Here is a 13,685-nt window from a genome sequence, read left to right on the forward strand (position 1 = left end):
GGTGCGAACATGGCGCGTCGCCATTTCCCGGGGAGCCTCGCCATGGCCTTGTCCGACGAAGTCGTTCCGCTGCAACCGGGGCCCGTGGAGGCCGCCGGCGGCGCGCCGTTCGTGCGCATCCGCCACGACCTGACTCGCACCGTGCTCTCCGTGCTCGTGATCGGGGTGCTCCTCCTGGGCTCGTTCTGGATCCTGCGGCCCTTCCTGCTGCCCGGCCTGTGGGCCATGACCCTCGTGGTGGCGACGTGGCCGCTGATGCTGAAGGTGCAGGCGCGCGTGAGGCGGCCCTCGGTCGCCGTGCTCGTCATGACGCTCGCGATGGTGGTCGTGTTCGTCGCGCCCATCGGCCTCGCGCTGCAGACCCTCGCCGAGAACACCGACACGCTGACGCGCTGGCTGCGCACGTTCGCGGAGACACCGTTCCCGCCGCCGCCGGACTGGGTCGCGCGGCTGCCGCTGGTGGGCGACAAGGTCGCCAACGCGTGGCTGGAGATCTCGCTCGCCGGCAAGGAAGGCCTCGCCGCGCGCATCGCGCCGTACGCGAGCCAGGCCGCTCACTGGATCGCCGCGGCCCTCGGCAGCGTGGGCCTGCTGCTCGTGCAATTGCTGCTCACCGTGATCATCTCGGCGATCCTGTTCGCCAACGGCGAGACGGCACGCAACGCGCTCGTGCGCTTCGGCCAGCGGCTCGCGGGCGAAGGGGGCGGGGAGGTCGTGGTGCTGGCCGGCCGCGCGATCCGCGCCGTGGCCATGGGCGTGGTGGTGACGGCGCTCGTGCAGACGGTGCTGGCGGGCCTCGGCCTCGCCATCGCCGGCGTGCCGTTCGCCGGGCTGCTCACCGCGGTCATCCTGGTGCTGTGCATCGCCCAGCTCGGCCCGGTGATCGTGCTGCTGCCCGCCGTGGGCTGGCTCTACTGGAGCGGCCAGCCGGGCTGGGGGACGACGCTGCTCGTGTGGACGGTGATCGTCGGCGGGCTCGACAACATCCTGCGCCCGCTGCTGATCCGCCGCGGCGGCGCCGACCTGCCGCTGCTGCTGATCTTCGGCGGCGTGATCGGCGGGCTGCTCGCCTTCGGCATCGTGGGCCTGTTCATCGGCCCGGTGATCCTCGCGGTGGCCTACACGCTGATGCAGCGCTGGATGGCGTCGCACCCGGCGGGCTGACGCCTCAGTCCGGCAGCGCCCCCAGCACGAAGGCCGCGCGCAGCATCGGCGTCGGCGAGACGTCGGGACCGAAGACGCCGCGCATCACCGCCTCCACCTCGCCGCTGCGGTAGACGCCGGCGAGCGCCTTGTTCACCGCGAGGCGCAGGTCCGGGTCGCGGCGCATCATCAGCCCGTAGGTCTCGAACGAGATGTACTCGTCGCCCAGGCGCAGCGTCTGGCCCTCGGGCCCCCCGAGGGTCTCGCCGATCAGGATCAGGCGGTCGGTCGCGTACGCATCGGCCCGGCCGTCGCGCACCGCGGCGATGCCGTCGGTGTGCGTGGCCACCGGCACGAACACCGGCGTGATGCCGCGCGTGGCGAGGTGCTTCAGCGCGGCCTCGGTCGTGGTGCCGGCCACCACGCCCACGCGCTTGCCGTTCAGGTCCTTGGCGAGGCGAAGGCCGGACGCCGGCAGCGCGACGAAGGACGCGCCCTCGACCCACGTGGGGTTGCTGAAGTCCACCTGCTGCTCGCGCCCGAAGGTGCGGCTGGTGCTGCCGCATTCGATGTCGACGCGGCCGTCGGTCACGGCCTGCATGCGGGTGGCGACCGTCACGGGCTGCCAGCGCACGTCGAGCTGGGTCAGCCCGAGCTGGCCCTTCAGCGCGTCGGCCACGCGGCGGCACAGCTCGACGGAGTAGCCGTCGGGCTTGCCGTCGCTGCCCTGGTACGAGAACGGGCGCGCGTCCTCGCGATAGCCGAAGGTCACCGCTTTCGTCTCGGCGATGCGGGCGAGCCCGCCCTGGGACGCGGGCGGTGTGGCGCAGCCGGCCAGCCACGCCGCGGCGGCCAGCACGGTGGCCACGGGAACGAACGACAGGCGCTTCATGGTCGGGTATCTCCCTGGTCGTGGTGTCGCGGCCAGTCTAGGAGCGCGCCGGGACAGGGCTGGCGCCGCGAAGGAGGGGGCGAAGGAGGGGTGCCGCCCGCGACCGCGTCGCCCCAGGCGGAACGCTGGACCGGAGAAGCCCTCATGTGCACGCCCGTGCACTTATGTCCCAATCCCGCGCATCGGCCGTCGGCCCCGCCGGAGATCCACCCTTGAACCCGCCCCGCCGGTCGCCCGGCTTCACGCTGCTCGAGCTGCTGGTGGTGATGGCCATCATCGGCCTGCTTGCGGCCTACGTCGGTCCGAAATACTTCTCCCAGCTGGGGCAGTCGGAACACAAGGTCGCGCGGGCGCAGGTCGAGGCGTTCGCGAAGGCGCTCGACACCTACCGGCTCGACAACGGCCACTATCCCAGTTCGGCCCAGGGCCTCGCGGCGCTCGTGTCGCGACCCGCCGCCGCGCCGCGCTGGAACGGACCGTACCTCGGCAAGGCCGTCCCGCTCGATCCGTGGGGCCGGCCGTACCACTACCGGCAACCGGGCACGCAGGGCCGCGAGGTCGACGTGGTCTCGTACGGCAACGACGGCCGGCCCGGCGGCAGCGGCCTCGGCGCCGACATCGTCAACTGAAGGCCGCCGATGCGATTCGCCGTGCGCGCGCTGCTGCCCGACCACCGCGTCGAGACCCGCGAGGTCGACGCAGCCGACGAGCCGGCCGCGCGCCGCGCCGTCGCCAGCGCCGGCGCACGGGCGCTGCACGTGACGCCCGTGACGGCGCCCCGTGCGGGACGGCCGCCGGCGTTTTCGCTCGTGCTGTTCTCGCAGGAACTGCAGTCGCTGCTCGACGCGGGCCTGTCGCTCGCCGAGTCCTTCGAGGCCCTGGCCGACCGGGCCCCCGCGGGACCCGCGCGCGACCTGCTCGGCGAACTGCTGCGCCGGCTGCAGGAGGGCCAGGCGCTGTCCGACGCGGCGGGCGCCCACCCGGCGCTCTTTCCCCCGCTCTACGTGGGCACGCTCAAGGCGGCCGAACGCACGGGCGACCTGCCCGCCGCCCTCGGCCGCTTCATCGACTACCAGCAGCGCGTGGACCAGCTGCGCGGCAAGCTGGTGGGCGCATGCATCTACCCCGCGATCCTGCTGATGGTGGGTAGCCTCGTGACGCTGTTCCTGCTGGGTCACGTCGTGCCGTCGTTCGCCGCGGTCTACCAGGACAGCGGCCGCGACATGCCGCTGCTGTCGCGGTGGCTGATGGCCTGGGGCGGATTCGCCTCCGCCCACGGAGGCGCGGTGACGGCCGCGGTGGCTGCGGCCGCGGCGGCGCTCGCGGGGTCCGTGCGCCAGGCCCTCCGCGGCGGCGGCCTCGCCGCGCTGCTGCGACGGCTGCCCGGCGTCGGCCCGCAGGTGGCCGCGATGGAGCTCTCGCGCCTGTACCTCACACTGGGCATGCTGCTCGGCGGCGGCATCCCCGTCCGCACGGCCCTGGGCATGGCCGCGGGCACGCTGTCGCCGGACACCCGCGCGCGCCTGGCCGCGGCGAGCGACTCGATCGGCGGAGGCGACGCGGTTTCCACCGCGTTCGAACGGCAGGGCCTCGTCACGCCGGTGGCACTGCGCCTGCTGCGCGTGGGCGAACGCACCGGCCGGCTCGGCGAGATGCTCGAACGCGCCGCCCGCTTCCACGAGGCCGAGAGCGCCCGCTGGATCGACCGCTTCACCAAGGCCTTCGAGCCGGCGCTGATGGCCGCCATCGGCCTCGTGATCGGCGGCATCGTCGTGCTGCTGTACCTGCCCATCTTCGACCTCGCGGGGTCCCTGCAATGAGCGCCGTCGCGGCCACCGGACGCGACTCTCTGCGGGCGCTCGCGGACCGGTGCGGCCTCGCCGTCATCGAGGTCGCGGAGATGCTGCGGTGTTCGCCCGCGTTCGACCTGCTGCCCCTGGCGCTCGCCACGCGCACCGGGTGTGTGCTGCTGCGCGACGGCGCCCGGCTCGTGGGCGTGCTGCCCGACCCGCTCGACGGCGACCGCCGCGTGTTCCTCGGCAGCCGTGTGCCGCGCCACATCGACGTGCGCCTCGCGCTGCCATCGGACATCCAGGCCTACCTGCAGCGGCAGGAGGCCGGCGTCCAGGCGATGGACAGCGCCCTCGACGGGGCCGATGCGGCCGGCACGCACCCGGCGCTCGAGTCGATCAGCCTGGAAGCCGCGAGCGGCGCCACGAGCCCGGCCGTCAAGATCGTCAACTCGGCGCTCTACGACGCGCTGCGGCTCGGCGCGAGCGACGTCCACCTCGAATCGACCCCGTCGGGCCTCGCGGGCAAGGTGCGTGTCGACGGCGTGCTGGAACCCCTGGCCGCGGTGCCCGGCACGGCGCTGGCCGAGCAGATCGTCTCGCGCATCAAGGTGCTGGCCGAGCTGGACATCGCCGAACGCCGGCTGCCGCAGGACGGCAGCTTCCGCGTGGCCTCCGGCGGCCGAGAGGTGGACCTGCGCGTCTCCGTGATGCCCAGCGTGCACGGCGAGGACGTGGTGATCCGCATCCTCGACAAGCGCGCGATGCTCGACGCCAGCGCGTCGCTGACCCTCGAGTCGCTCGGCTTCGGCGACACCACGCTCGCCACGCTGCGCCGGCTGGTGGACGCGCCGTACGGCATGGTGCTCGTCACCGGCCCCACGGGCTCCGGCAAGACCACCACGCTCTACGGCGCGCTCTCGGAGATCCACGATGGCCGCGACAAGATCATCACCATCGAGGACCCGGTGGAGTACCAGCTCGAGGGCATCCTGCAGATCCCCGTCAACGTCCGCAAGGGCCTGACCTTCGCGCGCGGCCTGCGCTCCATCCTCCGCCACGACCCGGACAAGATCATGGTGGGCGAGATCCGCGACCAGGAGACGGCCTCGATCGCGGTGCAATCGGCCCTGACCGGCCACCTGGTGCTGTCCACGGTCCACGCCAACAACGTGTGCGACGTCTTCGGCCGCTTCCACCACATGGGCGTGGACCTGCATGCCTTCGCGTCGGCGCTCATCGGCGTGACGGCGCAGCGGCTCGTGCGGCTCCTGTGCCCGCACTGCGCGCAGCCGCACGCGCCCGCGGCCGACGAACTCGCCCGCGCGGGCCTCGACGCCGCCACCGTCGCGGGCTGGGCGTTCCGCCGAGGCGGCGGCTGCGGCGACTGCCGCGGCACCGGATACCGCGGGCGCAAGGCCATCGCGGAAGTGCTGACGATGACGCCCGAACTCGCCGAGATGGTGGTCGAGCGCCGGTCCACGCGCCAGCTGATGGCCGCCGCGCGGCGCAACGGCACGCGCAGCCTGTTCGACGACGCGCTCGGGCTGGTCGCCCGCGGCGAGACCACGCTGGAGGAGGTGCATCGTGTCACGCTGGCGGCCTGAGGTCGTGGCCGTGCGGATCGAGGCCGACCGCATCGACGGCGCGGGGATCACCGAGCCCATCGGCAGCGACGCGGCCGAGGCGTGGCGGCGCTGGGCCGGTCGCACCTCGCTGCGGCGTGGCACCCGCCTGCGCGTGACCGTGTCGGACCACCGGACGCGGTACTGGCTGTGCTCGCCGCCAGCCGGGCTCGCCGGCTTCGCCGAGCTGCGGGCCGTGGCCGCCGCGCGCTTCGAGGACCTGTTCCACGTCCCGGCCGGCGACTGGGCCCTCGACGGCGACTGGCACGCGACCCAGCCTTTCCTGTGCGCCGCGATGCCGGCCGTGCTGCACGCCGCGGTCTGCGCGACGGCGGACGAACACGGCTGGCGGCTGAAGGCCCTGCAGCCCGCGTCCGTCGCGGACTTCAACGGCATGGACCTCGGCGGCCGGGCGCCCACCTGGGCGCTCAGCTTCCGCGACGACGGGTTCAACGCGCTGCTGCTCGACGGGGGCCGGCCGCGCGACGTGTGCCAGCACTGGACCGACGAACCGCCCGACACCGCGGGGGTGCTCACGCGCCTGCGCGCCCAGGCGCTCGTCGCCCGCGCCGAGATGCCCACGCGGTTCGTGACCGCCGGGCCGGCGCCCCGCCTGGGGACCTCGCCATGAAATCCATCGCGATCGATTTCGCCCCCGGGCCGCGCCACCTCGGGCGCACGCGTGCACTGCTCGCGTTCGCCGTGGTGTTGTGCGCGTCGGCCGCGTGGGGCCTGAGGGAAGACACCGGGCGCGAGGCCGCCGAGGCCGAGCGGCTCGTGGCCCTGTCGCCGGCCCCGGCCGTCGACGTGCCGCCGACCCGCCTCGCGGCCATCGAGGCCGCGGTGTCGCACCTCGACACGCCATGGGCCCGCTGGTTCGCCGACCTCGAGGCCCTGGTGCCACCGGAGGTGTCGCTGCTGGCCCTCGACGTGACGGCCGGCGGCGGGGAGGTGCGGTTGCTGTGGCGGGCCGACGGCGTCCCGGCCATGCTCGCCTTCCTCGCGTCGGTGAAGCGCCACCCGCGCCTCGCCCGGCTGGAGGTGGTGCACCAGGACCTCACGCCCGGCGAGGGCCTCGGCGTGCAGTTCGCCCTCGAAGGCCGGCTCGTGGACGAGGCACGGCCGTGAGCGCGTGGCGCGTGCGCCTCGGCATCGCCCGCCACCGCCAGGGTCCCGGCGCGGTGGCGGCCGCGGTGCTGCTCGCCCTCGGCCTGGCCGCCTGGACCTGGCTGTTGCCGCGCCACCTGGCCGCGCGGCAGGCGCCCGGGCTCGACACCGTGGCACCGGCCGTGGTGCGCGAGGCGGACGACCCGCAGGCGCGGCTGCGGGCCGTGCTGGTCGAGCCCGCGCAGGTGCAGGCCGTCCTGGCCCGGCTCGTCGAGGCGGCGCAGGTGGACGGGCTCGCATCGGGCCGCGTCGGCTACCACCGCGACGAGGCGGCCGCCACGCGCGTGCGCCTCGAACTGCCGGTGCGGGGCGGCTACCCCGCGCTGAAGCGGTTCCTCGGCGCCGCGCTCGCCAGCCACCCCGGCGTGTCCGTCGACCAGGTGGACGTGCGGCGCGACACCGGCGGAACCGGTCTCGAAGGCACCGTGTGGCTGTCGGTGTGGTCGACCGCCGTGCTCGACGGCGAGGACCCGCCATGAGGCCCCGGCAGCGGCACGCGCTGCTGGGCGCGGCGTTCGCGGGCGCCGCGTGGCTGGCCGTGTTCGGCGACACGACGCCGGACGACGCGATCGCGCCCGCGGTGGTGCGCGACGGCGTGTCCGAGGCCTTCGAGGCCACCGCACCGCGGCGCCTGCAGGGGCGGGACGCCGCGCCCTGGCCGGCCGCCACGGTCGACCTCTTCGTGTCGGCAGCGGCATCGGCGGTGTCGCCGGTCCCGCCCGGCCCCGCCTCCGAGGCCGCCGCGTTGCCCTTCACCGCGATCGGCCGCGAGGGCCAGGCCACGGTGCTGCTGCACGACGGCGAGGACGTCGTGCAGGCGCGTGTCGGCACGCGGTGGCACGGCTACCGTGTCGTGCGCGTGGAGACCGAGCGCGTGCGGGTGCGCGAGATCGCGACCGGCCACGAAGTGTCGCTCGCGACCGGCGGCCCCGACGGAGTGTTCGATGGCCCGCCGTGACCCGAAGCGGGCCCTGGTGGCCGTCGTCGCCGGCCTGCTGGCGGCCTGCGCCACGCCACCGCCGGAAGCCGACCTGGAACCCGCGAAGGCCGCCCTGGCCGAAGGCCGGCTGCGCGAAGGCTACCTCGACCTCGCGGCGCGCGCCGCGCGCCATCCCGCCGACGCGCCCACGCGCGTGTGGCTCGCCCGCGCGCGCGACCGCTACACCACGAGCCTCATCACGGGCGCCACGCAGGCGCTGCAGTCCGGTCAGCCCGACCAGGCCGAGCCGCTGTTCCGCGAGCTCGCCACCGTGCCGGGCTTCGAGGCGCGCGCGCGCGACGGCCTGCAGCGCGTGGCCGCCGCCCGCGCGCCGGCGGCGGAGCTGCGGCTGGACCATCGGCTGAGCGCGCCGGCCGCCGACCCCGCGATGCAGCGGCGCGTGTCGCTGCAGTTCCGCGATGCGCCGGTGCGATCGGTGTTCGACGTCATCGGCCGCACCGCGCAGGTGGCGATCGTCTTCGACCGCGACGTGCCGCCGGACCTGAAGGTGTCGGTGTCGCTGCGCGACACGACGGTGGCGGCGGCCCTCGACAAGGTGGCCCGCGGCGCGGGGCTCGCCCACCGGCTCGACGACGACGGCACGGTGCTCGTGTACCCCGACCTGCCGCGCAAGCAGGCCGACTACCAGGGCCTCGTGGTGCGCAGCTTCTACCTGACCCACGTCGACGCGCGGTTCATGGCGCAGAGCCTGAAGACGGTGCTGAGGTCGCGCGACATCGTCGTCGACCCGAAGATCAACATGATCGTGTTGCGGGATACGCCCGAAGGCCTGCGCCTGGCCGAACAGCTCGTGCGCATGCACGACGTGGCCGAGCCGGAGGTGATGCTGGAGGTGGAGGTGCTCGAGGTGAAGCGCACGCTGTTGCAGCAGCTGGGCATCGACTGGCCGTCGCAGCTGTCGCTGTCCCCGCTGCCCATGCAGCTGCAGGTACCCGGCATGCCGTTCGACCGCAACCTGCCGGTGACGCTGCGCGACGTGCTGAACCTGCGCTCGAGTTCGGTGGAGGCCGCGCTGGGATCGCTGACGGTGCACCTGCGGCGCGAGGACGGCGACGTGAACACGCTCGCCACACCACGGCTGCGCGCGCGCAACCGCGAGAAGGCCCGCATCATGATCGGCGAGCGGGTGCCCAACATCACGTCCACGTCAACGTCCACCGGGTTCGTCGCCGAGTCGGTGAACTACGTCGACGTGGGCCTCAAGCTCGAGATCGAGCCGCAGGTGTATGCCGGGGGCGAGGTCGTGATCAAGGTGGGGCTCGAGGTCAGCAGCCTGCTCGATCAGACCCAGACGCGCAGCGGGTCCACCGCGTACCGCATCAGCACGCGCAACGCGAACACCGTGCTGCGGCTGCGCGACGGCGAGAACCAGCTGCTGGCCGGCCTCATCCAGGACGAGGACCTGCGCCAGCAGGGCAAGGTGCCGGGACTCGGCGAGATGCCGGTGGTGGGCCGGCTGTTCACCGCACAGCGCGACCAGCACGCGAAGACCGAGATCGTGCTGTCGATCACCCCGCGGCTGATCCGCCCGCTGCCCGTGCCGTCGGCCGGCGACTCGTCGTTCCGCCTGGGCACGGCGAGCGGGATCCGCGGGCGCATGGAGGACGCGCCGCCGGACGACGCGCCGGAGGCCGTGGAAGCGCCCGCCGCGGACAAGGGTGGCGAACGCCCGCAGGTCACGCGATGACGGTGCGCCGCGGCTTCACGCTGATCGAGATGCTCGTGGTGCTGGCCGTGCTCGCGATGCTGCTGTCGCTCGCCCTGCCGAAGTACTTCGGCGGCCTCGAGCGCGCCCGCGAGACCCTGCTCGTCGAGAACCTGCAGCACACGCGCACCGCGCTGGACCAGTTCTACGCGGACCAGGGCCGCTACCCCGACTCGCTCGACGAACTGGTTTCGCGGCGCTACCTGCGCGCACTCCCGATCGACCCGCTCACGAACAGCACGCGCAGCTGGCGGCTCGTGCCGCCGGAGCCGCCGACCCCGGGGCGCGTGGCCGATCTGCGAAGCGGCGCACGCGGCAAGGGCCCGAGCGGTCTGGCGTACGCCACGCGCTGACGGGTTAGAACGGAGCCGCTCGGGAATGCCTTTGCCCTAGCCTTCCAAGGCCCGTCGGCGCGACCTTCGGGCGGTTCATAAAACACATTGGAGACTCGACATGAAAACCCTTCGCGCCCTCGCGGCGCTGGCTCTGTCCTGCGCGGCCCTCGGGGCCTCCGCCACCACCACCGTCACCGGCACCTTCGACGGGGGCGGCAAGAGCTACGGCACCTCGTGCGCCGGTTCCTCCGAGAGCCAGCAACCCGTCTTCCTGCTGAAGGACGGCGCCACGCTCCGCAACGTGGTCATCACCAAGAACGCCGCCGACGGCGTGCACTGCGAGGGCAACTGCAACATCGAGAACGTGGTGTGGCAGGACGTCTGCGAGGACGCGGCCACGATGAAGGGCGGCAGCGGCAAGATCATGCGCGTGCGCGGCGGGTCCGCGGCCAACGCGTCGGACAAGGTGTTCCAGCACAACGGCAAGGGCAGCACCATCAGCATCGACGGCTTCCAGACGAAGGGCTCCATCGGCAAGCTGTACCGCTCCTGCGGCAACTGCGAGAGCAACGGCGGCCCGCGCAGGCTCAACCTCGCGAACACGAAGATCGAGAAGGCCTCCGAGGTGGCCGGCGTCAACGCCAACTTCGGCGACGTCGCCACGATCCGCACGCTGCAGATCAAGGGCTACAAGGCCGGCTCGCCGAAAGTGTGCGTCGAGTACAAGGGCGTGCAGAAGGGCAGCGAGTCCACCAAGGTCGGTGAGAAGTGGGGGACCACCGCGTGCAACGTGCGCACCTCGGACGTCAAGGCGTACTGATGGCCCCAAGGTCCGGGCCGAGCCCGGCCCGCCCCCCGAGGGGAGCAGGGAAACTTGGGGCGGCCCGGCGTTTCCCTGGCACCCGGTGGCGCAGCACGGCAGGCTTCACCTTCATCGAGATGATGGTGAGCCTGGCCGTGCTCGCGCTGCTCGCGTCGGCCACGGTGCCGGTCGCGCGGGTCGCGGTGCAGCGGCAGAAGGAGCAGTCGCTGCGCCTCGCGCTGCGGGAGATCCGGCTCGCGCTCGACGCGCACCGCGACGCCGCGGCCCAGGGCGCCATCGCCGTGCCGGCGGGGGGCTCCGGCTACCCGCGCTCGCTCGACGTGCTGGTGGCCGGTGTGCCGGACCTTCGCCGCGCCGACGGCCAGCGCCTGTTCTTCCTGCGGCGCGTGCCACGCGACCCGTTCGCCGACGGCACGCTGCCGGCGGCGTCCACGTGGCGGTTGCGTGCGTACGCGAGCGATGCCGAGCACCCGCGCGAGGGCGACGACGTGTACGACGTGATGTCCACCGCACCGGGCGTCGGCCTCAACGGGGTGCCGTACCGCGCATGGTGATCCGGAACACCCGCGGTTTCTCGTACCTCGGCCTGTTGTTCGCCGTGGCGGTGCTGGGGCTCGCCGCCGCGGCGTCGGTGCGCGCGGGCGCGCTGGCCCAGCGCCGGGCCGCGGAGGACGAGCTGCTGTTCATCGGCCGCGAGTTCCGCGAGGCGCTGCGCCACTACCGCGAGGCCACGCCCGACGGCGGCCCGCCCGCGCCACACCGCCTCGAGGACCTGCTCGCCGATCCGCGCTTCGCCGATCGCCGCCGCCACCTGCGCCGCGTCTACACCGACCCGCTCACCGGCCGGGCCGAATGGGGCCTCGTGCGCGACCGGAACGGCGCGCTGCTCGCGGTGTTCAGCCTCGCCGAGGGCGAACCCATCCGGCGAGCGAACTTCCGTGCCGACTTCTTCCATTTCGGCGGCGCCCGGAGCTACCGCGACTGGGTGTTCGCCTACGGCGTCGCGTGTGTCGACACCGGCTGCCAGTGGCCCGCGGGGACCCGGTGGAGTCCGCCATGATCCTTCGCCTGCTGGCCGGCGTCGCTTTGCTGTGCGGCACCCTCGCGGGCTGCTCGCGGCCCGCCGACGCGGTGCCCGTTCGCGCAACCCCTTCGGCACCCGCCGCGCCGGCCTCCGCGGTGTTCCGGGCGACCGTGACCAACCCCGACCTGCGCCGGCTCTTCGTGCACCCCGCGGCGCGCGTGCTGCTCGCGCTGGGCACCGACGGCACGGTGTGGCGCTCCGAGGACGGGGGCCTCCAGTGGTCCGACACGTCACCGCCCACGAACGCGACCCTCGCCGCTGTCGCGCGGGTCTCCGCCTCGTCGCGGCTCGTGGCGGTGGGCAGCGGCGGCGTGGTGCTCGTGTCCGACGACGGCGGACGGCAGTGGCATCGGCGCGAGAGCGGCGTCGCGAACGACCTGCTCGCGGTGGCCGGCGACACGAAGGGTCGGCGCGTGGTGGCCGCGGGCCTGGGCGGTGCGCTGCTCGTGTCCGACGATGCCGGCGACCACTGGTCGGTGGCGGACACGGGGACGGCCGCCGGCTTCGGGGCCGCGGCGCACGACGAGGTGTCGGGTTCGCTGGTGGCGCTGGGCCAGCAGCGCCGCATCGCCGTGGCCATCGGTGATGCGTGGACGCTCGCCGGCGGGGACCGCCCGTACGCCTTCACGGCGGTGGCCGCCGACCCGGCCCGCGGCCGCCTGTTCGCCGCGACGTCGCACGGCTGGGTGCACCGGTCCGACGACGGTGGGCGACGCTGGACCCGCGTGGACACCGGCACGAGGGCTTACCTCGCGCACGTGCATGTCTCCGACGACGGGCGGGCGCTCACCGCGGTGGGCGATGGCGGCGCCATCGCGGTGTCGGCCGACGCGGGACGGTCCTGGCGCACCTCGTTCACCGCGGACCGGAACTACCTGTCGGCCGTCGCCGTCCATGCGCCCTCCGGCGCGAGGGTGGCGGTCGGGGACCACGGCGCGGTGTGGCGGTCGACGGACCATGGCCGGCGCTGGGCGCGGGTGGCCGATGTCGCCGCCGTCGACCTGGAATCCATCGCCTTCGATCCGGCATCGGGTCGCCTGGTGGCCGGCGGCAAGGGCGGGGTCGTGGTGGTGTCGGACGACGGGGGCCAGCGCTGGCGCACGGTGAGAGAAGGCCTGCCCCGTTACGTGCACGACCTGGTGCACGACCCGGCGAGCCGCCGGCTGATCGCGTTCGGCACGGACCGCACGGTGGGCACGTCGAACGACGGTGGGTTGACATGGTCGCCGCGCGTGCTCGCCGAACTGGCCGAGCCCGCCTACCTGTTCTCCGCGTCGTTCGAACCCACGACGGGTGCGTGGGTGGCCGCGGGCGGGCAGGCGACGGTGCTGGCGACGCGCGACGGCGGGGCCACGTGGGCCGCGAGCAGCGACGGCGCGGGCCCCGACCACGTGGCCTCGGCCGTGCACCCGCGCAACGGATCGGTCTTCCTCGTCGGGCAGGCCGGACGCATCGTGCGGGTGGGACCCGGCACCCAGGAACGGGTGGTCCTGCCCCCACCCGTTTCCTCGAACCTGCACGGGGTGATCTCCGACCCGACCTCCGGCGTGCTCGTCGCGTTCGGCGAGGCGGGCACCATCGTGCGCTCTGGTGACGGCGGCATCTCCTGGTCACCCGTCGCATCGCCGGACCGCGAGGACTTCCACGGGGGCGCGTTCGACCCCGCGAGCGGCGTCGCGCTGCTGGTGGGCGCGCACGGCAGCGTCGTCCGCTCGGACGACGGCGGGCGCCGCTGGCAGCTCGTGGACGCCGGCACGCCGCATGAGCTTCGCCGGGTGTCCGTGGTGCGCGGCGCGCTGTTCATCACCGGTGTGGGCGGCACCGTGCTGCGCTCGCGGGACACGGGACGGACCTGGCAGGCCATGGCCGCCCCCACCGACGCGCAATTGCGGGGCATCGTGACCGAGCCGGGAGGCGGCGCCCTGTGGGTGGCCGGCCGCGATGGCGTGGTGCTGCGCTCGACGGACGAGGGCGCCACATGGGCGCCGATCGACAGCCACACCCGGACCCGCTTCAAGGGGCTGGCCGTGGACCCGGTGCGTGGCGCGGTGATCGGCTACGGCGACCGGGTGGTGGTGTTCACACGGGCGCCGAGCCCATGAGAAAAGCCCGCGCGGGACG

The 13,685-nt window shown here is 74.0% G+C and carries 15 protein-coding genes; 14 read left to right on the forward strand and 1 reads right to left on the reverse strand.

What is annotated here, in order from left to right; translation table 11 throughout:
* Positions 1–42: 42 nt before the first annotated feature.
* Positions 43–1,164: an AI-2E family transporter YdiK gene (gene ydiK, locus A4W93_RS27495; RefSeq protein ID WP_085753645.1), complete on the forward strand. Its 1,122-nt coding sequence runs from the start codon at positions 43–45 to the stop codon at positions 1,162–1,164.
* A gap of 4 nt (positions 1,165–1,168) precedes the next feature.
* Here ydiK and A4W93_RS27500 read toward each other — a convergent pair whose 3' ends face one another.
* A complete protein-coding gene (locus A4W93_RS27500; RefSeq protein ID WP_085753646.1) occupies positions 1,169–2,035 on the reverse strand; it encodes an amino acid ABC transporter substrate-binding protein in 867 nt (288 codons plus the stop codon).
* A gap of 212 nt (positions 2,036–2,247) precedes the next feature.
* Here A4W93_RS27500 and gspG point away from each other — a divergent pair, with 212 nt between their 5' ends.
* From gspG to A4W93_RS27560, 13 genes are all read left to right on the forward strand, one after another.
* Positions 2,248–2,664, forward strand: a complete 417-nt coding sequence (gene gspG, locus A4W93_RS27505) for a type II secretion system major pseudopilin GspG (RefSeq protein WP_237357634.1) — start codon at positions 2,248–2,250, stop codon at positions 2,662–2,664.
* Between the two features lie 9 nt (positions 2,665–2,673).
* The gene (locus A4W93_RS27510) at positions 2,674–3,855 is read left to right on the forward strand and encodes a type II secretion system F family protein (protein ID WP_085753648.1); all 1,182 of its coding nucleotides are present in this window, start codon (positions 2,674–2,676) and stop codon (positions 3,853–3,855) included.
* Positions 3,852–5,432 carry a GspE/PulE family protein gene (locus A4W93_RS27515; protein ID WP_085753649.1) on the forward strand — a complete coding sequence of 527 codons (1,581 nt, stop codon included), beginning with the start codon at positions 3,852–3,854 and terminating at the stop codon, positions 5,430–5,432. The genes A4W93_RS27510 and A4W93_RS27515 overlap by 4 nt, the downstream gene beginning before the upstream one ends.
* Positions 5,413–6,081: a hypothetical protein gene (locus A4W93_RS27520; RefSeq protein WP_157131790.1), complete on the forward strand. Its 669-nt coding sequence runs from the start codon at positions 5,413–5,415 to the stop codon at positions 6,079–6,081. Before A4W93_RS27515 ends, A4W93_RS27520 begins: the two co-directional genes overlap by 20 nt.
* A complete protein-coding gene (locus A4W93_RS30170) occupies positions 6,078–6,578 on the forward strand; it encodes a hypothetical protein (protein WP_157782237.1) in 501 nt (166 codons plus the stop codon). The genes A4W93_RS27520 and A4W93_RS30170 overlap by 4 nt, the downstream gene beginning before the upstream one ends.
* On the forward strand, positions 6,575–7,096 hold the full coding sequence (locus A4W93_RS27525) for a GspMb/PilO family protein (protein ID WP_157782238.1): 522 nt from the start codon (positions 6,575–6,577) through the stop codon (positions 7,094–7,096). The genes A4W93_RS30170 and A4W93_RS27525 overlap by 4 nt, the downstream gene beginning before the upstream one ends.
* Positions 7,093–7,575, forward strand: a complete 483-nt coding sequence (locus tag A4W93_RS27530) for a hypothetical protein (protein ID WP_085753652.1) — start codon at positions 7,093–7,095, stop codon at positions 7,573–7,575. The genes A4W93_RS27525 and A4W93_RS27530 overlap by 4 nt, the downstream gene beginning before the upstream one ends.
* Positions 7,562–9,304: a secretin N-terminal domain-containing protein gene (locus tag A4W93_RS27535; protein ID WP_085753653.1), complete on the forward strand. Its 1,743-nt coding sequence runs from the start codon at positions 7,562–7,564 to the stop codon at positions 9,302–9,304. The genes A4W93_RS27530 and A4W93_RS27535 overlap by 14 nt, the downstream gene beginning before the upstream one ends.
* Entirely contained in the window at positions 9,301–9,675 is a 375-nt protein-coding gene (locus A4W93_RS27540; RefSeq protein ID WP_085753654.1) for a type II secretion system protein, read from the forward strand. Before A4W93_RS27535 ends, A4W93_RS27540 begins: the two co-directional genes overlap by 4 nt.
* A 100-nt stretch (positions 9,676–9,775) precedes the next feature.
* Positions 9,776–10,477: a pectate lyase gene (locus tag A4W93_RS27545; protein ID WP_085753655.1), complete on the forward strand. Its 702-nt coding sequence runs from the start codon at positions 9,776–9,778 to the stop codon at positions 10,475–10,477.
* A 119-nt stretch (positions 10,478–10,596) separates the two neighbouring features.
* Complete coding sequence (locus A4W93_RS27550) at positions 10,597–11,034, forward strand: general secretion pathway protein GspG (RefSeq protein WP_237357635.1); 438 nt, start codon at positions 10,597–10,599, stop codon at positions 11,032–11,034.
* Positions 11,028–11,540: a hypothetical protein gene (locus tag A4W93_RS27555; protein WP_085753657.1), complete on the forward strand. Its 513-nt coding sequence runs from the start codon at positions 11,028–11,030 to the stop codon at positions 11,538–11,540. The genes A4W93_RS27550 and A4W93_RS27555 overlap by 7 nt, the downstream gene beginning before the upstream one ends.
* Positions 11,537–13,666, forward strand: a complete 2,130-nt coding sequence (locus A4W93_RS27560; RefSeq protein ID WP_085753658.1) for a beta propeller repeat protein — start codon at positions 11,537–11,539, stop codon at positions 13,664–13,666. The genes A4W93_RS27555 and A4W93_RS27560 overlap by 4 nt, the downstream gene beginning before the upstream one ends.
* Positions 13,667–13,685 lie beyond the last annotated feature (19 nt).

Origin of the sequence: Piscinibacter gummiphilus, assembly GCF_002116905.1 — a bacterium.
Taxonomy (GTDB): Bacteria; Pseudomonadota; Gammaproteobacteria; order Burkholderiales; family Burkholderiaceae_C; genus Rhizobacter; species Rhizobacter gummiphilus.